General features: G+C 72.3%; 21 protein-coding genes. 5 read left to right on the forward strand and 16 right to left on the reverse strand.

The window, feature by feature from the left end; all coding sequences use genetic code 11:
• Window positions 1-2: 2 nt before the first annotated feature.
• From R6Y94_RS01230 to R6Y94_RS01255, 6 genes are all read right to left on the reverse strand, one after another.
• On the reverse strand, window positions 3-2,402 hold the full coding sequence (locus R6Y94_RS01230) for an APC family permease (RefSeq protein WP_318393849.1): 2,400 nt from the start codon (window positions 2,400-2,402) through the stop codon (window positions 3-5).
• A gap of 197 nt (window positions 2,403-2,599) precedes the next feature.
• Window positions 2,600-3,088, reverse strand: coding sequence for a hypothetical protein (locus tag R6Y94_RS01235; protein ID WP_318393850.1), 489 nt, complete (start codon window positions 3,086-3,088; stop codon window positions 2,600-2,602).
• 139 nt (window positions 3,089-3,227) lie between these two features.
• Complete coding sequence (locus R6Y94_RS01240) at window positions 3,228-4,451, reverse strand: phosphotransferase (protein WP_318393851.1); 1,224 nt, start codon at window positions 4,449-4,451, stop codon at window positions 3,228-3,230.
• A gap of 200 nt (window positions 4,452-4,651) precedes the next feature.
• Window positions 4,652-5,311: a response regulator transcription factor gene (locus R6Y94_RS01245; RefSeq protein WP_318393852.1), complete on the reverse strand. Its 660-nt coding sequence runs from the start codon at window positions 5,309-5,311 to the stop codon at window positions 4,652-4,654.
• Window positions 5,308-6,810 (reverse strand): HAMP domain-containing sensor histidine kinase, encoded by a 1,503-nt coding sequence (locus R6Y94_RS01250; protein WP_318393853.1) that lies wholly within the window; start codon window positions 6,808-6,810, stop codon window positions 5,308-5,310. The genes R6Y94_RS01245 and R6Y94_RS01250 overlap by 4 nt, the downstream gene beginning before the upstream one ends.
• Window positions 6,764-7,273 carry a hypothetical protein gene (locus tag R6Y94_RS01255; protein WP_318393854.1) on the reverse strand — a complete coding sequence of 170 codons (510 nt, stop codon included), beginning with the start codon at window positions 7,271-7,273 and terminating at the stop codon, window positions 6,764-6,766. The genes R6Y94_RS01250 and R6Y94_RS01255 overlap by 47 nt, the downstream gene beginning before the upstream one ends.
• A 173-nt stretch (window positions 7,274-7,446) precedes the next feature.
• On the opposite strand from R6Y94_RS01255, the gene R6Y94_RS01260 reads away from it, so the two are divergent.
• From R6Y94_RS01260 to R6Y94_RS01270, 3 genes are all read left to right on the forward strand, one after another.
• Window positions 7,447-7,602, forward strand: a complete 156-nt coding sequence (locus tag R6Y94_RS01260; RefSeq protein ID WP_318393855.1) for a hypothetical protein — start codon at window positions 7,447-7,449, stop codon at window positions 7,600-7,602.
• 321 nt (window positions 7,603-7,923) lie between these two features.
• Window positions 7,924-9,003, forward strand: a complete 1,080-nt coding sequence (locus R6Y94_RS01265; RefSeq protein ID WP_318393856.1) for an LCP family protein — start codon at window positions 7,924-7,926, stop codon at window positions 9,001-9,003.
• A gap of 258 nt (window positions 9,004-9,261) precedes the next feature.
• Complete coding sequence (locus R6Y94_RS01270) at window positions 9,262-10,818, forward strand: sugar transferase (protein ID WP_318393857.1); 1,557 nt, start codon at window positions 9,262-9,264, stop codon at window positions 10,816-10,818.
• A gap of 19 nt (window positions 10,819-10,837) precedes the next feature.
• On the opposite strand, the gene R6Y94_RS01275 is transcribed toward R6Y94_RS01270, so the two are convergent.
• The 9 genes from R6Y94_RS01275 to R6Y94_RS01315 form a co-directional block, all read right to left on the reverse strand.
• Entirely contained in the window at window positions 10,838-12,085 is a 1,248-nt protein-coding gene (locus R6Y94_RS01275) for a DUF1501 domain-containing protein (RefSeq protein WP_318393858.1), read from the reverse strand.
• A 1-nt stretch (window position 12,086) separates the two neighbouring features.
• Window positions 12,087-13,358 (reverse strand): DUF1800 domain-containing protein, encoded by a 1,272-nt coding sequence (locus tag R6Y94_RS01280; protein WP_318393859.1) that lies wholly within the window; start codon window positions 13,356-13,358, stop codon window positions 12,087-12,089.
• 27 nt (window positions 13,359-13,385) lie between these two features.
• A complete protein-coding gene (locus R6Y94_RS01285; protein WP_318393860.1) occupies window positions 13,386-14,648 on the reverse strand; it encodes a hypothetical protein in 1,263 nt (420 codons plus the stop codon).
• Window positions 14,645-15,859, reverse strand: coding sequence for a glycosyltransferase (locus tag R6Y94_RS01290; RefSeq protein WP_318393861.1), 1,215 nt, complete (start codon window positions 15,857-15,859; stop codon window positions 14,645-14,647). The genes R6Y94_RS01285 and R6Y94_RS01290 overlap by 4 nt, the downstream gene beginning before the upstream one ends.
• Window positions 15,856-17,352 (reverse strand): hypothetical protein, encoded by a 1,497-nt coding sequence (locus R6Y94_RS01295; protein ID WP_318393862.1) that lies wholly within the window; start codon window positions 17,350-17,352, stop codon window positions 15,856-15,858. The genes R6Y94_RS01290 and R6Y94_RS01295 overlap by 4 nt, the downstream gene beginning before the upstream one ends.
• Window positions 17,339-18,421, reverse strand: coding sequence for a glycosyltransferase (locus R6Y94_RS01300; RefSeq protein WP_318393863.1), 1,083 nt, complete (start codon window positions 18,419-18,421; stop codon window positions 17,339-17,341). The genes R6Y94_RS01295 and R6Y94_RS01300 overlap by 14 nt, the downstream gene beginning before the upstream one ends.
• A 70-nt stretch (window positions 18,422-18,491) precedes the next feature.
• Window positions 18,492-19,682: a trypsin-like peptidase domain-containing protein gene (locus R6Y94_RS01305; protein WP_318393864.1), complete on the reverse strand. Its 1,191-nt coding sequence runs from the start codon at window positions 19,680-19,682 to the stop codon at window positions 18,492-18,494.
• Between the two features lie 213 nt (window positions 19,683-19,895).
• The gene (locus R6Y94_RS01310) at window positions 19,896-21,392 is read right to left on the reverse strand and encodes a hypothetical protein (RefSeq protein WP_318393865.1); all 1,497 of its coding nucleotides are present in this window, start codon (window positions 21,390-21,392) and stop codon (window positions 19,896-19,898) included.
• A 188-nt stretch (window positions 21,393-21,580) separates the two neighbouring features.
• The gene (locus R6Y94_RS01315) at window positions 21,581-22,159 is read right to left on the reverse strand and encodes an RBBP9/YdeN family alpha/beta hydrolase (protein ID WP_318393866.1); all 579 of its coding nucleotides are present in this window, start codon (window positions 22,157-22,159) and stop codon (window positions 21,581-21,583) included.
• A gap of 177 nt (window positions 22,160-22,336) precedes the next feature.
• On the opposite strand from R6Y94_RS01315, the gene R6Y94_RS01320 reads away from it, so the two are divergent.
• Window positions 22,337-22,540: a hypothetical protein gene (locus tag R6Y94_RS01320; RefSeq protein WP_318393867.1), complete on the forward strand. Its 204-nt coding sequence runs from the start codon at window positions 22,337-22,339 to the stop codon at window positions 22,538-22,540.
• 56 nt (window positions 22,541-22,596) lie between these two features.
• On the opposite strand, the gene R6Y94_RS01325 is transcribed toward R6Y94_RS01320, so the two are convergent.
• Complete coding sequence (locus R6Y94_RS01325; RefSeq protein ID WP_318393868.1) at window positions 22,597-23,007, reverse strand: four-helix bundle copper-binding protein; 411 nt, start codon at window positions 23,005-23,007, stop codon at window positions 22,597-22,599.
• A gap of 532 nt (window positions 23,008-23,539) precedes the next feature.
• Between R6Y94_RS01325 and R6Y94_RS01330 the strand changes: the two genes are divergently transcribed.
• Complete coding sequence (locus R6Y94_RS01330; protein WP_318393869.1) at window positions 23,540-24,082, forward strand: DUF523 domain-containing protein; 543 nt, start codon at window positions 23,540-23,542, stop codon at window positions 24,080-24,082.
• The last annotated feature ends 248 nt before the right edge of the window (window positions 24,083-24,330 follow it).

Consider the following 24,330-nt stretch of genomic DNA (forward strand, 5'->3'; position numbering starts at 1 on the left):
TGCTATTCGGGCAGGTGGATCGGCACACTGGTGACCACCACACCGGGTACGTCCCGCAGCGCGCGACGGAGCCGCAGCTCGGTCCGGGTGTGCAGCAGTTGGTGCCACAGATGCCGGACCACGATCTCCGGTACCACCACGGTCAGGGTGACCTCCGGGCGGACGGAGTGCAGGGCCGCGACGTACTGGGCCAGCGGTGCGATCACGGTCCGGTACGGCGAGATGATCGTCTCCAGCCGCAGGTGAGCGCCCCAGGTCTCCCACTGCCGGCGGAACCGGTCGGCCTCCTCCTGTTCCGGACTGAGGTGCACGGCGAAGGCCGGCTGCCCGAGCGAGGTCGCGTACGCCAGCGCCCGCAGCGCGGCCAGGTTCAGCCGGGCCACCGGTACGACCACCAGGTGCCGTACCTCGCCCGGGCTGAGATCGACCCGTAGGTCACCCGGTCCGCTCGTCTCCTCCACCTCGTTCGGCCGGCGGGCATCCTCCGCCGCGCCGGGCCGCCCGGCCGCATCCCCGCCGCCCGGCCGTGCCTGTTCGGCGTCGCCGCCGCCACTGGACCGTGGCTGTGCGGGCTCGGGGCCGCCGTCCGGCCGGGCCGGGTCGGGGCCGGGTGCCGCTGCCGGCAGGGTCAGTGCCTGCCGCATCGCGTCGTAGTGCCACCGGATGTGCAGGCAGAGCAGCACCAGCAGCGGCACGGCGACCACCACGACCCAGGCACCCTCGAAGAACTTGGTGATCGCGGCGGTGACCAGGACCAGGGCGCAGAGCACCGCGCCGGTCGCGTTCAGCGCCGCCCGCCAGCGCCAGCCCCGCTCCCGGCGTCGGCGCCAGTGCATCACCATGCCGCTCTGGGAGAGGGTGAAGGCCAGGAAGACCCCGACGGCGTAGAGCGGGATCAACAACTGGGTGTAGCCGCCGAACGCCACGAAGATCAGGGCCGCCGCCACGGCCAGCGCGATGATGCCGTTGCTGAACGCGAGCCGGTCTCCCATGTGCAGGAACCGCCGGGGGGCGTAGCCGTCCCGGGCCAGGAAGTAGAGCAGCCGGGGGAAGTCGTTGAACGCCGTGTTCGCGGCCAGCAGCAGGACCAGGGTGGTGGCGGCCTGGATCAGCGCGTACCACGGCCCGGTGCGGAACGTCGCGCGGGCGAGTTGGGACAGCAGTGTCTCGTCGGCCCGGGGCACCAGCCCGTTGAAGTGGATCAGGAGGGTCAGCCCGGCGAAGAGCACCACCAGGATGCCGACCATCCAGGTCAGCGTTGTCCGCGCCTGCCGCCACTCCACCGGCCGGAACGCCGGAACCGCGTCGGCGACCGCCTCGATCCCGGTCATCGAGGACGCGCCGGAGGCGAAGGCGCGGAGCACCACCAGCAGGCCGAGCCCCTCGACCGCGCCGACCGGAGGTGGCGGGACCGGTTCGAATCCCCGGCCCGCAGCCCGGACCAGACCGACGACGAAGAGCAGTCCGATGGCGGCGATGAAGAGGTACGTCGGCGCGGCGAAGAGCCGGCCGGCCGCCCGTACCCCGCGCAGGTTGCCGGCGAGCAACCCGGCGATCACCAGCAGCCCGAACAGCACCGTGTACGGGGCCAGCCCGGGCAGCGCCGAGGTGATCGCCCCCACCCCGGCCGCCACCGACACCGAGACGGTCAGCACGTAGTCGAGGATCAGCCCGGCCGCGGCGGTGAGCCCGAACCGGGGACCGAGGCTGCCGGAGGCCACCAGGTAGGAGCCGGCGCCGTGCGGATAGGCGTAGACCGTCTGCCGGTACGACGTACCGACCGTGATCATCAGCACCACCAGCGCGGCGGCGATCGGCAGGGAGAGGCTCAGCGCGCCGCTGCCGGCCAGCACCAGGACGGCGATCATCGCCTCCGGCCCGTACGCCACCGAGGAGAGCAGGTCGGAGGAGAGCACCGGAAGGGCGACCAGCTTCCGCATCCGCTCCTGGAGTACCGCCGTGCTGGCCAGCGGCGGTCCGAGCAGGACGCGTCGGAGGGCACCACCGGCCCGGCCGAACCGGCTGCCGGTGGTGCTCGCCGCGCCGGTCGCGGTCAACTGCCCCCGCCGCTCGGTCGGGAACATCTGGATCTGGCCGAGCCGGTGGAAGCGGCTCGGCGCCGGCCGGTGCCGGTACTGTTCGAGACTCGGATCCAGCGGCAGTACGGCGTCCCGGGGTGGATGGTCCCGCAGGTCCGCCCGCCACCGCTGGCCGACGTCGTGCAGGGCGGCCAGCTCCGTCTCGTTCAGCGGCGGGAACTCGGCCGACGGGCTGAAGGTGATCGTCGGGTTCTCCGGCGGCGTCGCACCGGGCCCGTTCCGCTCCTGCCGCCCCACCATCTCCGCCTCAGTCCGGCACCGCTCCCGCCTCGCACTGTCACCGATCCGGCTCGCCCCGGGCATGGGAATGGCGATACCCGGCCGGAAAGTACCGGCGGGGACCGCCGCCAGCGCGGCGCGCAGCGGCACCGGACCGGAGCGGCCGGCCGGGTACCGTTTCCGTGTCGTGCCGCCCCGGACAGCGGGCCGCGGCCCAACCGGGGGTGGTCGGGCCGCGGCGCAGGGAGGGGCAGAGGCGGTCGCGCCGGGTAGCGCGTCCGTCAGTCGGACGAGTCGGCCGACCCGCCGGAGTCGGCGGAGCCGCCCGAGTCGGCCGAGCCGCCGCCGCTCTTCTTCTTCCGCACCGGTGCCGGGGAGTCGTCCGGGCTGTCGTCCACCACCTTCGACTTCGGCTTCGGCACGTCCTTCTTCGGCTTGACCACCGGCTTCGCCTTGGCGGGCGAGTCCGCGGCCGAGGCGTTGACGCTGTCCGCCGACTCGGGCGACGGGTCGACCCAGCCCGGGTCCCCGGGACTGTCGCTGACCGAGTTCGCCGAGTCGAACGGCGACTGGTGAGCGCTGTCGGCGGACTCCGGCGAGTCGTCGACGGCGCCGGAGTCGTACTGGCCGCCCTGCAACTGGATCGGCTGGACCTTGTCCCGCAGCTCGATCCCGTCGCTGGCCGTCGCCGCGCCGGCGGTGAGACCGGCGACCAGTGCGGCAGCACCCGCGCCGCCGATGACGATCTGCCACGTACGGTTGATGCGCATCTCTTCCTCCTCGATGATCTGCTCTGGTTACAGCCTCCGACCCGCGGATGAGACAGTCCTGACGCCGGGATGAGACCTGACTCATCGACCCCGACGGCTCTCCGGCCGGTACCTCGCCGACCGCACGGCGCGCTGCCGGTCAGCTACGCCGACGGAGCCGCCGGGCGCTGTCCAGCCAGAGTTCGGCCAGTTCGAGCCGGGCCCGGGTACCCGCCGGCCAGTTCCGCTCCTGGACCCGGTGCGGGCCGGTGGCCAGGGACAACACCACGGCCGCCGTGCGGTAGCGCAGCTCGGCGGGGTCGACGACCTGCTCGAACGCGGCCAGATAGCCGGCACCGGCCCGCTGGATCGCGGCCGCCCGGTCCCGGTGCATCAGGGCCAGCACGGAGAGGTGCCCGAGCAGGCAGCCCAGGTCGTCCAGGCGCTCGCCCGGTCCGGCGGTGTCCACGTCGAGCAGACCGGTGATCCGGCCACCGGCGACCAACAGTTGGCCCTCGTACAGGTCGCCGTGCACCACGGCCGGTGGACCGGGGGTCGACTCGTCGGTCAGCGCCGCGGCCAGCGCGGTGGCCTGGTCGGCCACCCCGGGCAGGGCGGTGGCGAGCATCGAGGCGTAGTGCGGGGCCTTCTCCCGCCAGGAGCGTCGGGGCCGGTCCCGGGTCAGCTCGGCCGGGAGCTGGTCGAGCAGGTGCAGCAGGGCCCGTCCCGAGGGCAGCGGTGCCCGGCCGCGCAGCGCCTGGCGCAGGCTCTGCCCGGGCAACGCCTGGAGCACCAGCAGCCCGTCGGGGGTGTAACCCAGGCTGGGTGCGGCCGGTACCCCGGCCCGGACCAGCAGCCGGTGCCGGTCGTGCAGCTCGGACACCTGCTCGGGGCGGACGACCTTCAGGAAGACGCTGCCGCCCGCGCCGGCCGCCTCGATCACCGCCCGCCGCCGGGGCCGGTAGGCGCGTACCCGCAGGTCCACCGGGCCGTCGCCGAGGCCGAGGTCGCGCAGCAGGGCGGCGACGCCCCCCTCGTCGTACGCGCCGCGCAGCGCCGGCAACGCCGGGTCGTACGGGAAGCGCCACGCCGCCACCCGGTCGGTGCCGTTGCCCAGCACCACCGTGCCGGCCGGGGCGCGTCCGGTGCAGGCGGCCAGCCGCTCGTCCCGGACCCGCCCGTCCGGCCAACGGATCCGGGCCTGGTAGGCGGCGGTGACCCGGCGGCCCGGCTGGTGCTCCACCTGGACGGCCCGCCAGTCGAGCAGTTCACCGCCGGAGGGTCGCAACGCGGCCCGGAGTACGTCCTCGGCGGCCGCTCCGGTGAGCAGGGCGAGCTGGCGGTCGCCGCTTCGCCCGGTCGGGATGGTGCTGGTCGTCGACATGCCAGCGACGATCCCGCCCGGTCGTGAGGTGGCGGTGAACCGACCATGAGAATCCGTTCAGCCACCCGCCCGACCCGACCGCCCGCCCCGACTCAGCCACCCGCCCGGGGCCGCCTGACCAGAGACTGCGGAGGCGGAGAGGACGGACACGATGGGGACGACGGAGAGGACCGGAGCCGACGGAGAGGGCCGGAGAGCGGTCAGGCGGTCAGCCGGTAGCCGATGCCGCGTACCGTCTTGATCCGGTCGGTGCCGAGCTTGCGGCGCAGGTATCCGATGTAGACGTCCACCACGTTCGAGCCGGGGTCGTGGGCCAGGCCCCAGACCCGGTCCAGCAACTGCTCCCGGCTGAGCACCTGACCCGGGTGCCGCAGCAGCGTCTCGGCGAGCAGGAACTCCCGGCCGGTCAGCTCGATCGGGACGCCGTCGACCGTCGCCGTACGCCGGACCAGGTCGAGCCGGACCGGCCCGGCCTGCAACACCGTCGGGGTGGCCTGGCCGTGCTCGCGCAGCCGGGCCCGGACCCGGGCGAGGAGTTCCTCGAAGCTGAACGGCTTGGTCATGTAGTCGTCGGCGCCCAGGTCGAGCCCGGCGACCCGGTCCGGTACGGCGTCCCGGGCGGTCAGCACGATCACCGGCAGCCGTTCGCCCCTGGCCCGGATCTGGGCCAGTGCCGCCAGCCCGTCCTGCCCGGGCAGTCCCAGGTCCAGGATCAGCACGTCGTAGTCGCCACTGCGGGCCGCCGCGGCCACCTCCACGCCGTTGGTCACCACCGTGGCGACGTAGCCGGCCGCCCGCAGCCCCTTGGTCAGGAACGAGGCGATCCGCGGCTCGTCCTCGGCGATGAGTACCCGGTTCACCGGTCGCCCCCGGTCGCCGGTGGCCGTACCGCGCTGGCCGGCAGCACCAGGGTGAAGGTCGACCCGGCGCCGGGCACGCTGTCCACCGCGACCGTGCCCCGGTGCGCCTCGGCGATCGCGGCCACGATGGCCAGCCCGAGGCCGGAGCCCTCGGCATGCCGTCGCGGCGCGTGCTCGGCGCGGGCGAACCTCGCGAAGATCCGTTCCCGGTCCTCGGGCTCGATGCCGACCCCGGCGTCCCGGACCGAGAGCAGCACCCGGCCCGGCTGTCCCGGCCGCTCGGCCCGGGCGGACAGCTCGATCGTGTCGCCGGCGTCGGTGAACTGGACGGCGTTCTGGGCGAGCTGCATCAACGCCTGGGTGAGCCGCTGCCGGTCGGCCCACACCGCCGTCTCGTCCAGCTCGCCGAGCCGCCAGTCCCGGTCCCCGAGGGCGACGGCCTTGGCGTAGACATCGTGCATCATCATCGCGACCTCCACCTGCTCGGGATGCAGGAAGTCGGGCTGTTCGGCGCGGGCGAGCATCAGCAGGTCGTTGACCATCCGGTTCATCCGATCCAGCTCGTCGGTGATCAGCGCGACCGTCTCGGCCCGCTCGTCCGGGTCGTCGCCCATCAACTCCAGGTGGCCCCGGACGATGGTGATCGGGGTACGCAGCTCGTGGCCGGCGTCGGAGACGAACGCCTGCTGCGCGGCGAACGCCCGGTGCAGCCGGCCCAGCATCCCGTTGAAGGTGTGCGCCAGGTCGGCGACCTCGTCGGTGCCGGTGACCTCGATCCGCCGGGACAGGTCGGTCTCCTCGATGGTCCGGGCGGTCTCGGTGACCGTCCGCAGCGGACGCAGCGCCCGGCCCATCGCCAGGTAACCACCGGCGGCCACCACCACGATCACCAGCAGGCAGGCCAGCGCCATCAGGCGTACCGCACGGTCGATCTCGGCCCGCCGTTCGGCACCGAACTCGAGGACGACCACCTGGCCGCGTACCGCGCCGTCGATCACCACCGGTACGGCCAGCCAGCGCGCCGAGCCGGCCGGAGTGTCGGCGATCCGCCCGTACGCGCTGTCGGCCAGCCCGGTCCACCTGCGCAGCAGGGCCGCGTCACCGCTCGGGTCGTACGGCGGGTTCGCCGTCGCCCGGTAGAACGCCCCGTCGACGAAGACGAGTACCAGTTCACCGGCCTGCGGCTCGTTGCGCAGCAGGTAGGTGTCGGCGATGGCCCGCAGGTCGGTTCCGAACGGCTGCCCGCTCTGCGGATCCCGACCGCCGACGAGCCGGCGGAACTCGGTGACCTCCTGGCGCATGTCGGCGGCGATCCGGTTCTCCAACTGGTTGAGCAGCACCTGCCGGATCACCACCACCGAGGCCAGGCTGGCGACGGCGAGTAGCGCCAGGGCCCAGCCGAGCAGCCGGAGCCGCAGCCCGAGCGTCGGTCGCCAGCGCCGGCCCGGCGGCTCAGTCCCCGTCCCTGTTCCCGTCGTCGTCCCCGTCCCCGTCGTCATCTCCGTCGTCGTCGCCGGAGCTGTCGTCGTCCCGGTCGTCCTCGTCGTCGGCCCCGTCGTCGTCGGCGGGCGGCTGGTTGCGCGGTGGTCGTCGGTCGTCCCCGTCGTCACCACCAGCGGGTGCCCCGTCGTCGCCGTCGTCGTCGCCACCGCCGGTGCGCGGCGGGCCGTCGTCCGTTCCGTCGTCGGCACCGCCTCCGTCGTTCGTTCCGTCGTCGGAACCGGTTCCGTCGCCTCCGGCGTCGTCATCATCGCCTCCGCGCTCGGCTGGGCCGAGGCTCTCGTCGTCGACCGGGCCGGCCGCATCGTCGCCCCCGTCGGTCGTCGTGGTCTGGGTGGCCGGACTGATGATCTGGATCACCGGAACCCGATCGTGCGGCAGCAGCGCCGGCAGACCGACTCCGGCGAGCAACCCGGCCAGCGCCCCCAGCCCGACTCCGGTGGCGACCTTCTGCGAGCTCATGCCGCCAGGCTGCCGGAGCCTGATGACGTCCTGATGAGGGATGGATGAGAAGCCTCTCATCGTCCGGGCCCGGCCGGGCCGGCAAAACGGCGGGAAGAGCATAGACAAGAGAACATTCACCAGCCTGACCAGCTACCACTTCCTCTTCGCCGGGGTGCACCGGTTCGAGGTACGTGCCATCGACGCGCGGCACTATCGCGGTGGTCACCGACGAACTGGAGTGGATTGCCCGGATCGTCGGCGACCTGCACATCCTGGCCGATGTCCCGCATCTGCAATTCCTCCAACCCGAGCGGATCGACCTGGGGTTCTTCGCGAACTGGCGGTGAAGCTCAGCGCACTGGCGCCGCGCCGGTGGCAGGTCGGTGAGCTGGGCGCGTGCACTCTGGTGGCGGACCGGCACCGCCGCCGGCCCGACTCGGCTCGACCTCTGGTCCCGGCAGGTCACCGTGCACGGTCGGGACGTGGCGCTGACCGGCCGGGAGTTCGTGCTGCTGGAAAGCTCGGCGAGGACGTCATCGAGACGATGCGCGGCTTCGGCTACCGGCTGCGCACCTCCTGCCCTGCGACGCGGTCGTCCCGGTCGGATGGTCCGGGTACGCCTGGGATCCCGGGCCGTAGGCTGTTGCGCCGGTCAGTAGCATCGAGCCATGCCACAGCGACCCCAACTCGCGGAGTCCGACTCCACCGAGGTCATCGCGGTGACTCCCGACGGGAGGCCCACCGAAGCGCCGGCCCCCAAGCGGCGGCGGCGCACCAGGCGGATAGTCCTCATCACGCTGCTGGTGTTGGCCTTGCTCGGCGGTGGGGGAGCGGTCGCGGCGGGCTTCTACGTCCACTCCCTGGAATCGGGCATCGAGCGGGTCGAGGCGTTCGACACCGTTCCCGAGGAGTCGCGCCCGGTCAAGGTGGCGAAGGACGCCAAGAACATCCTGATCCTGGGCAGCGACACCCGTGACCCGTCCAGCACGGGCGGATCGCGCAGCGACACCATCATCCTCGCCCACCTGCCGGCGGACCGGTCCAGCGCCCAGCTCGTCTCGATCCCCCGGGACACCTGGGTCAACGTGCCCAAGTCCAAGGACGGCAAGCACGGTGGCCGGGACGCCAAGATCAATGCGGCCTACGCCTGGGGCGGCATCCCGCTGATGGTGCAGACGGTCGAGAAGTTCACCGGGGTCCGCGTCGACCACGTGGCGCTCGTCGACTTCGCCGGCTTCAAGGAGATCGTGGACGCGCTGGGCGGTGTGCGGATCACCGTCGAGGAGGGCTTCACCTCGACACACTCGCTGCTGCCCAGCGGCCGCCGCGAGTTCAAGCAGGGCACGCAGGTCATGGACGGCGCGCAGGCGCTGGACTTCGCCCGGGAGCGCTACGCGTTCAAGGACGGGGACTTCGCCCGGATCCGGCACCAGCAGCAGGTCATCCGGGCCATCCTGGACAAGGCCGCCTCCGGGGGGACCCTGGCCAACCCCGCCAAGCTGAACTCGTTCATCCGGGCCTCCGCCGATGCGGTCTCGGTCGACAAGACCCTCTCGATGCTCGACATGGGGATGGAGCTGCGGCATCTGCGCAGCGGCAACCTGACGTTCGTCACAAGTCCGACCCAGGGCACCGGCCGGGTCGGCGGCGAGAGTGTCGTCTTCGCCGACCGGGAGAAGGCCAAGAAGTTCTACGAGGCGGTCCGCCGGGACGCGGTACCGGAGATCCTGAGCAACGCCAAGAAATAGCGGTACGCCAACCGCCGTGTCCGGGCGTCCGTTGTGGACCGGCGGGCGGGGCACGACTCCGACGACCACCACCGTCCGTCGACTGTCCAGCGGGGGCACGGCAGCCTCGGCGGCTCGCTCCGCTGCGTCGCCACCGGCGCAGCCGCGCCGGAAGTGGACGGGTAGCCCCTGGAAACACGGGCGGCCGGGCCGTATCCTGCTGGCGGCTTCGCACGGTCTCGGCTCGCCGCGACCGTGCTCCGGGGGGAGGTCATGGAGATGACGAGCTGGCCGGCGGTGCAGCCCGGCGCGGCGATGGAATCGGCGCTCAGCCACGACGCCGGTCGGTTGGCGCCGCCGACGGTGGAGCAGTCCCGGCCGGTCAACGAGACTGACCAGCGGGTGCTCCCACGCCCTCGGGCGGCGGAGCAGACCGTGACGGAGCGTGCCGGGCCCGGGCTCGACACCACCGCCGTGCTGCCCTACGCCGGCTCCGCCACCTCGAAGCGGACCCGCAGCCTGCGTGCCTGGATGGTGACAGCTCCGGTCGACCTCGTCGCCCTGCTGACCCCACTGTTGCTGACCGACCGCTACTGGCGGGGGACGCTGTTCACGGCCACTCTCACGGTGACCATCTTCGCGGCCGGCGGGCTCTATCGTGGTCGCCGGCACGTGAGCATCCTCGACGAACTCCCCACCCTCTGCGGCCGGCTGCTCGCCTCGGCCGGCACCGTGGCGATCATTGCGGCCACGCGGCACGGCTCGGTGGAGTACGTCGCCGGCTTCATGCGGGGCGTCGCCCTCTCCGCCGGACTGGTCATCGTCGGGCGCACCATCACCCGGCGTGCGGTCGTACTGGCTCGCCAGCGGCGCTGGGTGGAGCACAACGCCATCATCATCGGCAGTGGCCCCATCTCGCTGGAACTGGCCCGCCTGCTCCGGCGTAACCCCCGGTACGGCCTCCGGTTCGCCGGATGCGTCGACTCCACCCACCGTCACCTCCCGGGCGCGGCGCCGCTGATCGGCACCCTCGAGGACCTGGAGCAGCGGATCGCGCTGACGGAGTGCGACGTCCTGATCATCGCCGACCCGGAGTGCCCGGAGCCCGCGCTGATGGAGTTGCTGAGCCGCCCGGCAAGCGCCCGCTGCGACCTCTGGGCGGTACAACGGCTCTGGGGTTCCCGTTCCCCCGGCGGGATGCCCGACCACATCGGAGCGATCCCGGTCGTGCAGATCCGGTACACCACGCTCTCCGGGCCGCGCTGGGCGGTCAAGCGGGCCTCCGACCTCGTGCTGGCCTCCGTGGCGCTCGTCCTGCTCAGTCCGGTCATCCTGCTCTGCGCGATGCTGACGTTCCTCGACGGCGGCCGGGGCATCTTCTTCCGGCAGGAGCGGATCGGGCAGTACGGCAAGCCGTTCAAGGTCATCAAGTTCCGCACCATGCGCCCCCGCGACGAGCACGAGTCCCAGACGAACTGGTCCATCGCGGACGACCGCCGGGTCGGCCCGATCGGCCGGTTCATGCGCCGTACGTCCCTCGACGAGTTGCCCCAGCTCTGGAACATCCTGCGCGGCGACATGACCGTCGTCGGGCCCCGCCCGGAGCGCCCGTACTTCGTGGAGAAGTTCTCCGCCGAGCATCCCGACTATGCGATGCGGCACCGGGTACCGGTCGGTCTGACCGGCCTCGCCCAGGTCAGCGGCTTGCGCGGCGATACTCCGATCTCCGACCGGGCCCGGTTCGACAACTACTACATCGAGAACTGGTCACTCTGGCTGGACACCAAGGTGCTGGTGCGGACGATCGCGGAGGTGTTCCGGGGCGGCGGTCGGTGATCCGGCGTCACCGGGCAGGTCATTCGGTCCGCAGCAGCGGCAGCCACCGGCCCTGGAAACCGTCGAGATAGCGCTCCGGCTCGGCGTCCAACACCGAATCGAGCAGAGTGCCGACCACCGTCCGCAGGTCCAGGCCCGCCTTCAGGTCCCCGTCGTCCAGGTCGGTCAGGCTCGGCTGCTCGCCGTAGAAACCGCCGGCCACCCGGGGACCGAGCACGAACACCGGGCCGGCGGTGCCGTGGTCGGTGCCGTCCGAGGCGTTCGCCCGGACCCGTCGGCCGAACTCGCTGTATACCACCACCGTCACCTGCCGGCCGGCTTCGGTCCGGGACATCCGGGCGACGAAACCCGACAACGCGTCGTCGAGCCGCTTCAGCAGGCTCTCGTGGGCGCCGATCTCGTCGGCGTGGGTGTCGAAGCCGTCCAGGCTCACCGAGTACACCCGGGTCGGCACGCCGGCCTCGACGCAGCGCGCCACCAGGGCGAGCTGGGTACCGAGGGAACTCGTCCGGCCGGTGCCGGTGGTGAGGAGTTCGAGTTCCTGGCCGGCCGGATCCTTCGGCGCCTGCTCCGCCTCGCGGATCAGGTGCTCCACGTGCAGCAGGTCCGCGTAGGCGGACGCGGCCCGGGCCCGCAGTGCCGGTTCGGCCGACTCGGACCGGCCCAGTGCCGCGATCATCTCCGGCGTTATCCCGTTCGGCAGCTTCAGGCCGGCCGGGCTGACGCAGGCACCGGCCCGGCTCTCCCCGGCGAGCAGCGGCGGCAGCACGGGTTCGAAACTCACCGCCGTCTCCGGCGGAGCCGAGGTGCCGTCCAGCCAGCGCCCCACCCAGCCGGTCGGCACGGGGTTGGCCGGCGAGGCGGTCTGCCAGATGTCCATCGACCGGAAGTGGCTGCGGTCCGGCCGCGGGTATCCGACGCCGAGGACGATGGCAAGCTGCTTGGCGTCCCAGAGCTTCTTCAGCCCCGGCATCTTCGGATTGAGCCCGAGCCGGTCGTCGAGGTGCAGCACCTCCGCCGGGTCGTACGCCAGCTCCGGCCGCGCCGAGTGGTACGCGGAATCCGCGTACGGCACGACGGTGTTGAGGCCGTCGTTGCCGCCGTACAGGGTGACCACGACGAGCTTGCCATCGGTGGCGGCACGGGCACTCTCTGCGGTGCGGAGCAGTTCGACCAGCCCCAACGTGCCGGCCCCGGCAGCCAGTGCACCGGCACCGACCACTCCGGAGGTGAGGAGGAACCGACGCCGCGTCCGTAGGTCCATCATGTCAGGCCACCAGGTATTCCGGGCTCACGAGTCCGAGGGTCAGTAGCCGGCGGGGGTCACTGGCCGCGTCGCGTAGCACCGCGTAGGTCCGGTTGGACCAGGCGTCCACGCAGAGCAGATATGCCAAACTCTCCGGCGTCAGCCGGTCGATCGCGGCCCGTTCGGCGATCTTGCCGGCGAGACGTAGCCGGACCTGGGCCGCGGCGGAGGTCAGCCAGGCGCCACCGGAGCGCCAGCCTCCGACGTTGGGCGGCGCGAACGGAAGCTGGCCCAGGTCTTCCAAGATCTTGAGCAGCTCGTCGTGGGTTTCCGTCGGCAGAGCTGCCGGCCGCAGCCCGAGCTGGCGCAGGGCCCCGATGAACCACTCGATCGGCTGCTTCACCATCTCGCCGTTGGTGGCGTGGAACGCGTCGTCGGAGAACATCACCTTGAGCATCGCCATCGGGATCGGGAACGCGGCGACCATCTTGTCCCGCAGCGCCTCAGGCAGTGGACGGGTCGACGACCCGTAGCGGAACCAGAGCCGGGACGCGACGAACCGTGGACATGCCTCCTGGGCCAGCAACAGGTCGATCAGGGTGGCCGCGGTGAAGTCCAGGGTCGAGCCGAGGATCGTCTTGCTGCCCGGGTCGTGTTCCGCCGGGTTGAAGATGGAGCGTTCCTGGGCCAGGCTGTAACGCCACCCGGTCAGGGCCCGGCCCGCCTCCTTGACGTCCTTCTCCGTGTAGTGACCGATGCCGACCATGAACAGCTCGAACAGCTCACGGGCGAGGTTCTCGTTCGGCGCACGCCGGGTGTTGCGGTTGCCGTCCAGATAGAGCGAGAGCGCCGCGTCGACCACCATCTGTCGGGCCATGGTCACGAAGTCGGTGGACTGCCGGAAGGTGCGGTGCTGCACCATCATCAGCTGCGGGCTGCGGACCTTCTTGATCGAGGTGGCCCAGTGACCGTGCCAGAAGAAAATCAGCTTCTCCACCGCCTGGTGGCTGGCGACCGTCATGCGATCCACCCACCACCGGGTGATCTGTTCGGTCTCGATCTCCCGGCGACGCTCGAACGCGACCTTCTGCTCCGGGGTGGGGTCGCGCTGTCCCGCGTACGGATCCCGAGCCAGCACGGGCACGGGGGCACTGGTCGCGCCGACGTCCGGGCCGGCGGGGGAGAGCAGGGCGGACAACGTCGCCGGGTAGCCGGCCTGTCGCGCCGCCGACAGCTCGCTCGCGGTGGGACCGAAACCGGCCCGGCGCAGCAGGAGCGCGACGACGTCGGTCATACAGCAAACATAGGGGACAGACTCCGATCAGGAAAACCCGGGCCGCGGCCCGGCCGGAACGGGTCGTCGACCGTCCCGCAGGCCGAGCACGGCGAACGAGTAGCCGACCATGCCGAGCGACGACCCGACGAGGTAGCCGGCCGCACCCCACCAGAGAGTCATCAGCGGTGCCGCGAGCACGGTGAGGCCGAGCATGACGTAGCGGGCGCGCAGCAGGACGTCGAACTCACCTCGGACGAACCTGCTCAACGAGCACCCGTAGGAGAAGCCGAGCGCCGCCTTCTCCACACCGGCGGCGACCAGCGCGGTGCCGACCGGGACGAAGGCCAGTGCGGGCACGATCCGCCGACCGAGGACCACCGCCAGACCGAGCAGCACCGCACCGGCGGCCATCAGAGCCAGCGACAGCAACCCGTCGCGGAGATCCTGCCAGACCGTACTGGCGCTGTCGGCGCGCCGCCGGTATATCAGCACCCGCCGGAAGGTGATCGAGACGAACGCCAGCGGAGCGAGCACCTGTTGCAGCACCCGGATGACGCCGAGCGTGGCGGCCGTACTGACAAACGCCGTGACCTGCATGGCGAGTACGGGTGTCACGCCGACGACGAAGGCGTCCAGCGAAGCCGCTCCCATGCTCGCCCGGCGGGAGCGCAGCCACCGCAGCAGCCCGCGCAGCGCCGGCCGGCGATCGGACTGGCCGGCGGCGACGAGGAAGAAGGCGGCGTTCACCACGGCCCAGGACAGACAGATGCCGACCGGCGAGCCCAGTGCCGCGAAGCACAGCATCGACGCCGTCTGGACGACGAGCCAGAGCGCCGACTCCAGGAACGCCGACCGGGCCGCGCCCGCAGCCACCGCCGCGGACCGGCCGACGTCGAGCGCGAGCACGAACGGGATCCCGGCCGCGTAGCCGAGGGCCAACTCCACCGGTACGTCCGGGACGGCGAGACTGGACAGCAGTGCCACGACGGCGCCGAGCAGGCCGCCGCCCAGCGCGGCGGCCACCGACCACCGGCAGGTCGCCCGCTCGGCGCGCCGGCCCTCGTGGGCGGTGGACAGCAGCGTCGCCTCGGCGAGGGTACGTTGTAGGACTCCGCAGCTCAGTTGGAAGACCAGCATCGCCGGTGCGACGGCGCCGACCGCCGCCAGCCCGCCCGCGTAGCCGAGGGAGAGGCTGAACACCAGGCTGGTGGCCATCAGCGCGAGCTGACCCAGGGTCAGCGCCGGCGTCGACCAGGACCGCCCGCCGGACCGTGCGGCCCCACCGGTCGCCGTCGCCGTCTCCGTCACGCCCGTTGCTCCTCCCGGTTCCCGGGCCAGCCCTGCAACGCCCGCGCGACCGCGGTCACCACGCCCTGCTCCAGCGGCATCGCCGGGATCGGGCCCGGCGCCGGTGCCGACGTGGAATCCGTCCGCGGGTCGAGGAGTTCGCCGAGGGCGCGGGCGGCGGCCTTTGGGTCGGTGAAGTCGGTGAAGGCGTACCGTCCTCCCGAGACGGCGGCGGCCTCGGGGAGGCCGCCCACCCGCGAGACGAGGATCGGCCGACCGCGGCTGCCCACCTCCACCGCCACCCGGCCGAACGGTTCCATCCAGGTGGACGGGATCAGCGCCGCGTCGATCCGGGCGCAGAACGCCTCGACGTCCAGGTGGCCCGCGAAGTCCACCTCGACCTGCTGCCCGGTGGCGAGGTCCGCCAGCGTCCGCAGGTAGTCCGGCTGGCCCTCGCCGGCCACGAGCATGGTGACGGCCACGCCCGTGTTCCGCCGGTACGCCGCGGCGGTGCGGATCGCCGCCTCGACGCCCTTCACCGGGGCGACCCGGCCCAGATAACCGAGGACCACCCGCGCCGGGTCGCGGCGGTACGCCCGCGGCGCGGCCGACGGCGGGCCGATCAGCGGATAGCCCACCAGGCTGGTCTCCCCGCTGGTCAGGCCAGCCCGTTCCAACTCGTCCCGGACGAAGCCGGAGACGCAGACGGCGATCGTCGCGGGTGGCGTCGCCCGGCGCATTACCCGGGTCTTGACCCGACAGTCCGCGCAGATCTCGACACAGTTCCGGGCGCCCCGGCGCCGGGACCGCCGCCAGCAGGTGTCGCTCAGGTCGTGGTACGACCGCACCAGCCGGACACCGTTCGCCCTGGCCCAGCGCAGCAGCCACGGGCCGGTGCGGGAGATGTTGGTCGCGACGACCACGTCCGGGCGGTACGCCCGCAGCGCGCGGATCTGCCGGGAGGCGACCGTCGGCAGCAGCCACGCGGTCAACAGTTCCAACCCACGCCGGAGCGCCGAGTCGGCGTGCACCCGCCGGGCGTACGGCCGTCGCACGGCGTGCACGGTGAGCGGCCCGTCGGGGTACACCTGGTCTGCCGGTGCCGGTACGAAGACCGCGACCTCGGCGGTCCGGGCGAGTTCCAGCGCGGCGGACCGGGACGACCGCTCCGCCCCGCCCACCAGGTTCGGCCACCACCAGTCGGCGAGGACGGCGATCCTGGGGCGGCTCACGTCGGCACCTGGACCGGGTCGCTCGGCTCCGCCACCGGACCGACCTCGTCTCGCCGGGTGAGGCCCCAGACTCGACCGTGCCAGCCGAAGACTCCGACCAGCAGCACCACGAACGCGGCGCCGACGAACGGGATCTGGGCGCCGAGCGGCCCCCGCAGCAGTCCGATCTGGCAGGCGGCGAAGATGACGGCCAGCGCGACCGGCAGGTTCGCCGGCGAGGTGTTCAGCGCCCGGTCGAGTCGCCGGGCCAGCTTGCCGTAGCAGAAGAACAGCACCACCACGCCGACGAAGCTGAACTCGACGAAGACCTCGGCCCAGAACGGCAGGGCCAGGTTCTGGAACTCGTAACCGCGGCTGTCCGCGACGACGTTTCCGGCGGGGATCGCCTTGCCCTCCCACAGCGACCTCGGTACCCAGAAGAAGAGCGCCGAGATCAGGTGGTGGCCCCAGGTGTGGCCCTGGCTGTCGACGTAGAAGGCGGCGTTGACGGTCTGCTGGAATCCGTCGAAGTCCCAGGTGTAGTAGGCGTCCAGGCCCAGCCGCAGGTTTCCGCGTGACCGGTCGTTGCGGAACAGGTTGGCCAGTGGATAGAGGACGGCGAGCCCGAGCAGCATCCCGACCGAGAAGAGGGTACGCCAGCGTTGCCGGCGGAGCCTGACCAGCGCCAGCCCGGCGGCCAGCATCACGCTGAACGACGAGAACCGGTTCGCGGTCAACGGATTGTTGTAGACGAGGTTCAGGGCCACCGCGACAGCCGTGCCGGCGGCCAGGATCAGCCGTGCCCTCGGGTCGGCATAGCAGCGGTTGCGCCAGCAGAGCAGGCACAGGATCAACGCGACCACGCTGGTCGCGGCCGGCAGCGTGCTGAGCAGCCCGAGGAGGGCGAGGTCCTGGCCGCCCCGCAGACCGGCCTGCTCGATGGCGCGTTGCAGGTCGTCGCGACTGGTGAACCGGACCGCCAGCCCACCGGTGCGGGGCAGGCATACCACCGCCATCACCAGGGCCAGCCCGGTCAGCACGACCGCCTTCTCCACGGTGACCTGGAGGCGGCCGGACGAGACCGCGCGGGGCGCGGGCAGCCGGCGGGTGTAGCCGGCCCAGTAGGCGGTGACGGCCAGGACGAGGATCACCTGGGCGGTGACGTAGTGCTGGTAGAGCGGCAGGTCGGGCCAGGGCAGCCGGCGGTCCCGGATCTGCAGCAGCGGCGCGAAGCCGACCCACACCCCGACGAACGCCCAGAACGTCACCGCGACGGGTGCGAACGACTCGGCGACGGTGGCGTGGTAGAGCGCGGCCAGGCAGATCGCCACCACGACCAGTCCGAGCACCCCGGCCACGGTGGGCCGGGGGAGCACGGTGGTGACGCCGAGGGCTGCGACGAGTAGGGTTCCGGCCGTCGACGCGACGATGGGAGCGGTACGCCAGCGGGTGCCGTTCGCGCGGGTGACGTACGCGGCCACGCCGGCACCGTCGCCGCGGTCAGTGCGCTTCATCGGTGACCCACGACGCCACGTTGCCCGCGAACACGTCCGCCGAGAAGTCGGCGGCGCGGGCGGTGATCCGGGACGGGTCCAGTTCGTCGAGGCGGCGCAGCGCGTCGGCGTACCGGTGCGGGTCTGCCGAGTCGAGCAGGAAGCCGGTCTCCCCGTCGACCACGGTCTCCAGCAGGCCGCCGCGTCGGGCGCCGATCACCGGCGTGGCGCAGGCCATCGCCTCGACGGGGATGATGCCGAAGTCCTCGTGCGCGGGGAAGAGCAGCGCCCTGGCACCCCAGTAAAGTTCGCGGAGCCGTTCCTGCGACGGACGGTGCTCGAAGCTGACCGGCACCCGTACCCGGGCGGCGGCACGTCGCAGGGACTCCTCCGCCGGCCCGGAGCCGGCGATGACCAGTGGCAGGCCGGCGGCGTCGGCGATCTCGATCATGAGGTCGAAGTTCTTGTACGGGATCCAGCGCCCCACCCCGAGCAGGTAGTCGCGATTCTGCCGGCGTTGCGGCGCGGGTGGGTCCACGTAGTAGTCCACGTCGACCGGCGGGTTGATCACCCGGGCGTCGCGGCGCCAGAACCGCTGGATGCGTGAGCGCACCTCGGCCGAGTTCGCGGCGTAGCTGTGCACATGGCGGCTGAGTCGCCGGTCGGTGTGCCGCAACGCGGACCGGGGTAGCGCAAGGAGCCCGCCGGAGCCGCGTCCGTCGAAGTCGGGGCTCCACAGGTAGCGGGCCGGCGAATGGACGTAGCTGAGGTATCGGGTGCCCTGGTCCTGGCGGAGCTTGACCGTGTGCGCGAACGCGTGGCTCGACGAGATGACCACGTCGAACCGTTCACGGGTCAGGGTACGCCAGGTCAGCGGCATGACCGGCAGGGCGAGCGCCTTCGCCCGGCGCAGCGGCGTACGGGCGAGCCAGGACTCCCGGAACTCGAGCCCGCGTCGGGCGTCCCGGTCCCGCCAGAGCACGAACCCGGTGGCGTGCGGGACTATCGCGTGCAGCGAGAGGAACACGTTCTCCGAGCCGCCCGTCGCGCCGAACCACTCGTGCACCAGTGCGACGGCGTGCCCTGCCAACGGTGCGGTCCGGGCGCCGGATGTCTCCGCAGATGACGCCGCGATGTCCGTTCCTCCCCTCGAGCCCCCGTCACGGCCGCGCAGCGGGCCGCCCGGAATTCCACCGGCGCGGGACCGTGCGGCGAGCCGCGCCAGATAGTAGTACAGGGATGAAACGCCGGATGCGGCCGGCGGCGACGATGAGCAGGACTCCCGCGGCCGCCGAGAGCAGATAGCGGAGCCAGTGCGCCGAGTTCTCGACCGCGTCGCCGTCGACCTCGAGCCGGTGCTGCGCCCGTTCCCGGTACGTCTGTGCGGAGCTGTGCGACGGCGCCAGGCGGAGGAGTTCGTCGAACCGGCGGACAGCGGTGGAGAACTGTCCCGCGAAGTAGGCCCGCAGCCCGTCCCGGTACGCACGGTCGACCTCGCTCAACCGGTTCGCGACGTCGGCCTCCGCGAGCAGTGCGGCGACCTCGCTGGCGGGGACGAGTAGCCGGCTGCGTCCGTCGGTGGTCGACGGGTCGCTGTCCAGGATCGCCAGGAGCCGCCCGTCGGTGTCCAGCACCGGACTGCCCCGGAAGCTGGGTCCGAGGCCGTCGCCGGCCAGCCGGTCCGGTCCGCTCCAGTCGCTGGCCTCGACCGGCCGGGCCCGCTGCCGGTAGTCGCCGGATCCGGTCTCCGGCTCGTCGGGCCCGTAGCCCAGGACCACCACTTCGCTGCCCGGCTCGGGGCCGGCACCGGCGCCGACCTCGATCGCCGACAGACCCGAGCGGGAGAGCTTGACCAGGGCCAGGCTCTGCTGCGCCGTACCCCGATCCGGCTCGACCACGCTGGCCCGGATCGCGGGTTCGGCGGTGATTCCCGGCCGGGCGACACCCAACTGCCCCCACAGCGCCGACGAGGGTTTCGTGCCGGGACGCGGGCCCGAGAAACTGGCCGTCTCGCCGATGACGCGGACGAAATCCTCCAGCCCGTCGGCGGGGAGCCGTTCCGCCTCGACCATGGCCTGGGCCAGCGCGTACCGGGCCTCGGCCAGCAGTTCCCGCTCGTCGGGACGTACGCAGCCGTCGGCGGTGGCGACGTGTCCGTCCGGGTTGACTATCACGCCACCACACCGGCGGTGTACGGTGACCCGCTCCTGCCGGCTGGTGCCGTCCGGTGCGGCGTACCGCAGGTAGCCGGTGAACGTCGCCTCGAGATAGACGGTGCTCCTACCGGCCACCGCGGTCGCCGGCTCGTTCGGGGTGAGCCCCGGCGCCGCGGCCGCGGGCGGGCCGGCCATGCCGACGACGATGCCTGCGAGTGCCACCGCGAACAGCGGTGTGCGGGAAGTTTGCAGGATTCGCCGTGGGTGCGACCGGCCACGCCGGTCGGCGTCGGTGTCCCGGTGAGACGAGGCGTTCTCTGCGCCGCGATGGACGTCTCTGCTCACTGACGACCCGAATCCGTTCTCGGCAACGCGTGGATGGCAATCGGAATAGCGCTGATCTTCAATTCAGAAGATCAGCGTATCGCGCAGGTAGTTCGCGACCCGGCGAATCTGGCCGGCACCGTCCACCGGTGAGGTCATCCGGAGCACGATCTGCCGGTCGACATTGGTGCCGGTGCGGTAGTAGCCGATCAGGACCAAGCCGTACCGCCGGTCGGGATTGCCCTCGAGCTGGAACGACTCGGCGTAGAGGGCCGACCCTCCGGCGCGGTTCCACTGCAGCCCCCACGCCTCCTCGGCCAGGCGCATCCTGAACCGCGTGTCCCCGTCGCACGGGGTGCAGGACCGGACGACCAACTCGCCCCCGATCTCGGGTCCCGAGCCCGGGGGTACGCCGCAGTTGTACTTCGCGTACCCCTCGGCCTGTCCGGCCGGTGTGCACTGCCAGGCCTGCGGAGTCTTGAGCGGGAAACCGAGCCCCTCCACTTCGAGGGTGTGGAACGGGAAGCTCGGATTGAACTTCGGCCAGTCCGTCGGCCACTTCACTTCCTTCGGCGGCTCCTTGCCCGGCGCGACCGGCGGGGCGGTCGGGATCGCCACCGCCGACGGGGTGGGGCTGACCGCCTGCGGGGTCGTGGCCGGCGGCGCGGGACCGTCGTCGCCGACGGTCAGGGCCAGGGTCGTTCCACCGCCGACGAGGAGCAGCACGACCAGTGCCGCGATGCCGATCCAGAGCCCGTTGCGGCGTGGTTTCGGCTCGGAGGGCACGATGTGCCGCACCGGCGAGTAGAGCGGGTCGTACCCGGACGCGTTCGCCGACGTGTCGGCCGGGTAAGCGCGCGGCATCTCCGGAAGCGGCTGCGGCGGCCCGGAGACCGAGTCCGGGGGTACCGAGATCTGGTACGGCGGCGCCGAACTCTGGTCCGGTGGCACGGAAACCTGGTACGGCGGCGCCGAACTCTGGTCCGGTGGCACGGAAGCCTGGTGCGGCGGGGCCGGGGTCTGGTGCGGCGGGGCCGGGGTCTGGTGCGGCGGCGACGACGTCGGGGTCGCGTTCACCGGCGGCGATGACTGCGGTGGCCCGGCCTGCCACGGGTTGGGTGGCGCCACACCCGGGGTCAGCCTGGTCGTGGGGGTGGCCAGTTCGTCGTTGTCGGGTGTGGGCGAGCCGTCCGGCGTTCCGGTGGTCGTCTGCGCGGTGACGGCGGCGGTCTTCATGGTCGGCGACTCGCCGTCGCCCAGTCCTTCCTGTGCGGGCCGGCACTCCATGCCCAGCGCCGCGAAGAGTCGTTCGCCGCCGTTGGTCTCGCTGGCGGCGTAGGCGACCCACGGTGCGGGAGCGGCGAACTCCGCGTGCACGTAACGGGGGCCGCCCGCACCGGGCTGCGCCAGCGCCTGGGCGGTGCCGACGAACGCGTCCCGCCAGCGCTGGTCACCCGCGACGGCGGCGTCCAGCACGGCCACCGTGTACGAGTTGCCCTGCCCGTCGATGGCGGACCAGACGCTGCCCACCTGGCACAGGCTGACCGCCTCGATGAACTGGTACGGACCCACTGGCTGCATCCCAACCCACTTCCGCTTCGCTCTGTGCGGATCCTAGCGAGGCGTGACCAGTGCGCCCGAGGCCCCTCCGGAGGCCCGGTGGTCGTGTAGTGCCCGCCGCAGTCGTCCGGTGATAGTACATGGGTACTGACTCAGGGTGTCGGGTGCGACAGGGGCGAAGTGGACGGTGCCCAAGGCGTCCGAGCTGTTCAATCCGGCTCCTGGTGGAGCTTGGCGAGCAGCCGCTCACCGGCGGGCCAGCGGCCGTAGCCGCTCGCGGTCTCGACATGTCCGGCGTCGCCCGCGTCGAACAGCTCCGCGCCCCAGTCCTCGGCGTACTCCGCGAACTGTGCGAACGTCGTGTACGGGTCGGTACGGCTGGCCACCACGATCGACCGAAACGGCAGCCGGGTACGCGGCACCGGGCCGTAGACGCTGTCGTCCGGTGGACGGTTCGGGTCGGGCTCCCACGCCGGGTCGAGGTAGGGCGGGGTGACGAGCAGGGCAGCCCGGATCGGGCCGGTGTGCCGGGCCGCCCAGGCCGCCACGGTGAGGCAGCCGGCGCTGTGCGCCACCAGCACCGCCGGGTCCGGTGCCGCGCGGACGGCCTCGTGTAGCGCGGCGACCCGGTCCGACAGGGTGAACGGCGGACCGGGCGGATAGGGCGCCCACCGGTACTCCGGATGTGCGTCGGCCCAGCGCCGCAACCAGTGTTCCGACTTCGGGCGACCGCGTCCCGGCACCAGCAGGGTCCGCGTCGGCGTCTGCTTTCCGGGGTCGGTGGTCACGGCACCAAACTAGTCCGGTGTTATCCCGGTGGCTCGCGCGCGGCCGAACGGGGCAGAATGAGCGGCATGACCGCACCGACTCCGGCCTGGATCCGCGTCCTGGCGTTCGAGAACACCGGTCGGCTGCACCCGGCGGCCGCGCTGCGCGGTTGACTGCGTGACCGGGGCATCGACTGGATGCCCTTCGACTCCGACGACGTCCGGTGCGGGTTGGCCTGCGGCCCCGGACCGGACGGCCGGTGGCGCGGCTGGTACGACGTCCGGGTGCGGGCGGAGGCACTGCGCCGGCTCGGGTTGCATCCGGACCAGCTGACCTCGACGGTCACGGGACCGTCTCCACCAGGCTGGTGGCACGCCGCCGCCGAGCGGGCCGCCCGTTGACCGGCGACGCGACTGACGCGCGAGGGCCGCTGACCCTCGTCGGGCGGTCGGACCGCTCAGCGGCTCATCGCCGCCAGTACTTCCCGGGAGGCTCGTTCAGCGACCCGGCAGGCCTCGGCGCAGATCCGGCAGTGCTCGTGCATCTTGGCGTGCCGCTCGCACTCGTCGGCACAGGACTGGCAGGCGGTCGCGCACGCCTCCAACAGGCTGCGGCTGAGGTTCGCGTCGTAGCCGGTGTGCCGGGACAGCACCCGCGCGGTGGTGGAGCAGACGTCGGCGCAGTCCAGGTCGGTCCGGATGCACTTGACGAGCTGGGCGACGTCCGCTTCGCTCAGGCAGGCGTCCGCGCACGAGGTGCAGGCCTGGGCGCAGGCGAGCAACGCGTCGATCGACCTGGCCAGCAGGTCGCGGTCGAGGTTGATCTCTCCCGGGTAGGTGGCCAGCATGGGCCGGGTGGCGGCAGTCATGTTCGCGTCTCCTCGCGTCGGCGGTCGGCTCCGCGTTCGGTGGCCGTCCACCTGCCGATACCCGGTGCCGGCGAGGTCCATTCGGGCTCCGGCCGACCGGGCAGCATCTCCGTGGCGCACTGTCGAGCTGCCCCGTTTGTGCGCCCGCCGCCCCCAGCCGCGCTTCGCCCTCCGGCGTCCCGTCGGTGCTGCCTGCTCCCGCACGGTGCCGCCTGCTTCCGCACGGTGCCGCCTGCTTCCGCACGGTGCCGCCTGCTTCCGCACGGTGCCGCCTGCTTCCGCACGGTGCCGCCTGCTTCCGCACGGTGCCGCCTGCTTCCGCACGGTGCCGCCCGTCCCGTGCCCGGTCCCGCCCGGTTCCGCTCCCTTCCGCCCGGCGCCGTCTGCTGCCGCCCGTCCGGCCCCGGTTCGTTGCGGCGGTTCGAGTTTCGGCCGGACGCCTAGACTTCTGTCGGTAGCGCCGTGTTCCGGACTTCTGTCCGGCGGCGCGGTGTTCCGCGCCGATCTGCTGGCGAATCGCGGAGGACCGGATATGGACGCAACGCGTGGTACCGACAACACCCCGACCACCTTCGCCCAGGAGGGCAGGCCACTGTTCCTGATGAGCGCCTGCCTGGCCGGGACCTGCTGCGCGTACGACGGTGGCGCCGCGAAGGAGGAGGTGGCGCCCGGCGCCGATGCCCGGGTCCGGCTGGTCTGTCCGGAGGTGATGGGCGGGCTGCCGACCCCGCGCGACCGTGCCGAGATTGTGGGCGGGGATGGATTCGACGTACTGGACGGCCGCGTCCGGGTGCTGACCCACCGGGGCGAGGACGTGACCGAGGCGTACCTGGCGGGTGCCCGGCGGACCCTGCGGATCGCCCAGGCATCCGGGGCGGTCGGGGCGGTACTCCAGGATTACAGCCCGTCCTGCGGCTGCCGGCAGATCAGCGACGGGACGTTCCGGCGGAACCGGGTCCCCGGCCAGGGGGTGACGGCGGCCCTGCTGCTCCGCAACGGGTTCCAGGTCGTGGCGCACCACGAATACGACGCCTCGATACCGTTCCCGCCCGCTCCGGCGGCGCCCCCGGACTGAGCACCCGCCCGTTGCCCGGCAACCGGCGCACCTGTGCCCCGACGAGACCGTCGACCGGTTGGTCGTTCCTGCGATGGCGGCGCTGATCGGCCGGAGACCGACCGGGGCGGCCGGAGTACCCCGGGGTGCCGGGTCGGGCACCGACCGTTCGACGTCCCGGACCGACCGTTCGACGCCTCAACGCACGGCCTGCGGATTACCGCGCTCCCGTTACTGAAGCGTTACGGTGTACGGTTTGACTGCTCCAA

This window comes from Plantactinospora sp. KLBMP9567, from assembly GCF_033446045.1.
GTDB lineage: Bacteria > Actinomycetota > Actinomycetes > Mycobacteriales > Micromonosporaceae > Plantactinospora.

Excerpts from the sequence above, each read along its gene's own strand:
- R6Y94_RS01320 (WP_318393867.1), top strand. The coding sequence starts at position 22,337 with ATGCCCTTCGACTCCGACGACGTCCGGTGCGGGTTGGCCTGCGGCCCC.
- R6Y94_RS01265 (WP_318393856.1), top strand. The coding sequence starts at position 7,924 with ATGCCACAGCGACCCCAACTCGCGGAGTCCGACTCCACCGAGGTCATC.
- R6Y94_RS01305 (WP_318393864.1), bottom strand. The coding sequence starts at position 19,682 with ATGGCCGGCCCGCCCGCGGCCGCGGCGCCGGGGCTCACCCCGAACGAG.
- R6Y94_RS01270 (WP_318393857.1), top strand. The coding sequence starts at position 9,262 with ATGACGAGCTGGCCGGCGGTGCAGCCCGGCGCGGCGATGGAATCGGCG.
- R6Y94_RS01295 (WP_318393862.1), bottom strand. The coding sequence starts at position 17,352 with ATGAAGCGCACTGACCGCGGCGACGGTGCCGGCGTGGCCGCGTACGTC.
- R6Y94_RS01230 (WP_318393849.1), bottom strand. The coding sequence starts at position 2,402 with ATGCCCGGGGCGAGCCGGATCGGTGACAGTGCGAGGCGGGAGCGGTGC.
- R6Y94_RS01240 (WP_318393851.1), bottom strand. The coding sequence starts at position 4,451 with ATGTCGACGACCAGCACCATCCCGACCGGGCGAAGCGGCGACCGCCAG.
- R6Y94_RS01280 (WP_318393859.1), bottom strand. The coding sequence starts at position 13,358 with ATGACCGACGTCGTCGCGCTCCTGCTGCGCCGGGCCGGTTTCGGTCCC.
- R6Y94_RS01310 (WP_318393865.1), bottom strand. The coding sequence starts at position 21,392 with ATGCAGCCAGTGGGTCCGTACCAGTTCATCGAGGCGGTCAGCCTGTGC.
- R6Y94_RS01325 (WP_318393868.1), bottom strand. The coding sequence starts at position 23,007 with ATGACTGCCGCCACCCGGCCCATGCTGGCCACCTACCCGGGAGAGATC.
- R6Y94_RS01255 (WP_318393854.1), bottom strand. The coding sequence starts at position 7,273 with ATGAGCTCGCAGAAGGTCGCCACCGGAGTCGGGCTGGGGGCGCTGGCC.
- R6Y94_RS01250 (WP_318393853.1), bottom strand. The coding sequence starts at position 6,810 with ATGACGACGGGGACGGGGACGACGACGGGAACAGGGACGGGGACTGAG.
- R6Y94_RS01235 (WP_318393850.1), bottom strand. The coding sequence starts at position 3,088 with ATGCGCATCAACCGTACGTGGCAGATCGTCATCGGCGGCGCGGGTGCT.
- R6Y94_RS01275 (WP_318393858.1), bottom strand. The coding sequence starts at position 12,085 with ATGATGGACCTACGGACGCGGCGTCGGTTCCTCCTCACCTCCGGAGTG.
- R6Y94_RS01330 (WP_318393869.1), top strand. The coding sequence starts at position 23,540 with ATGGACGCAACGCGTGGTACCGACAACACCCCGACCACCTTCGCCCAG.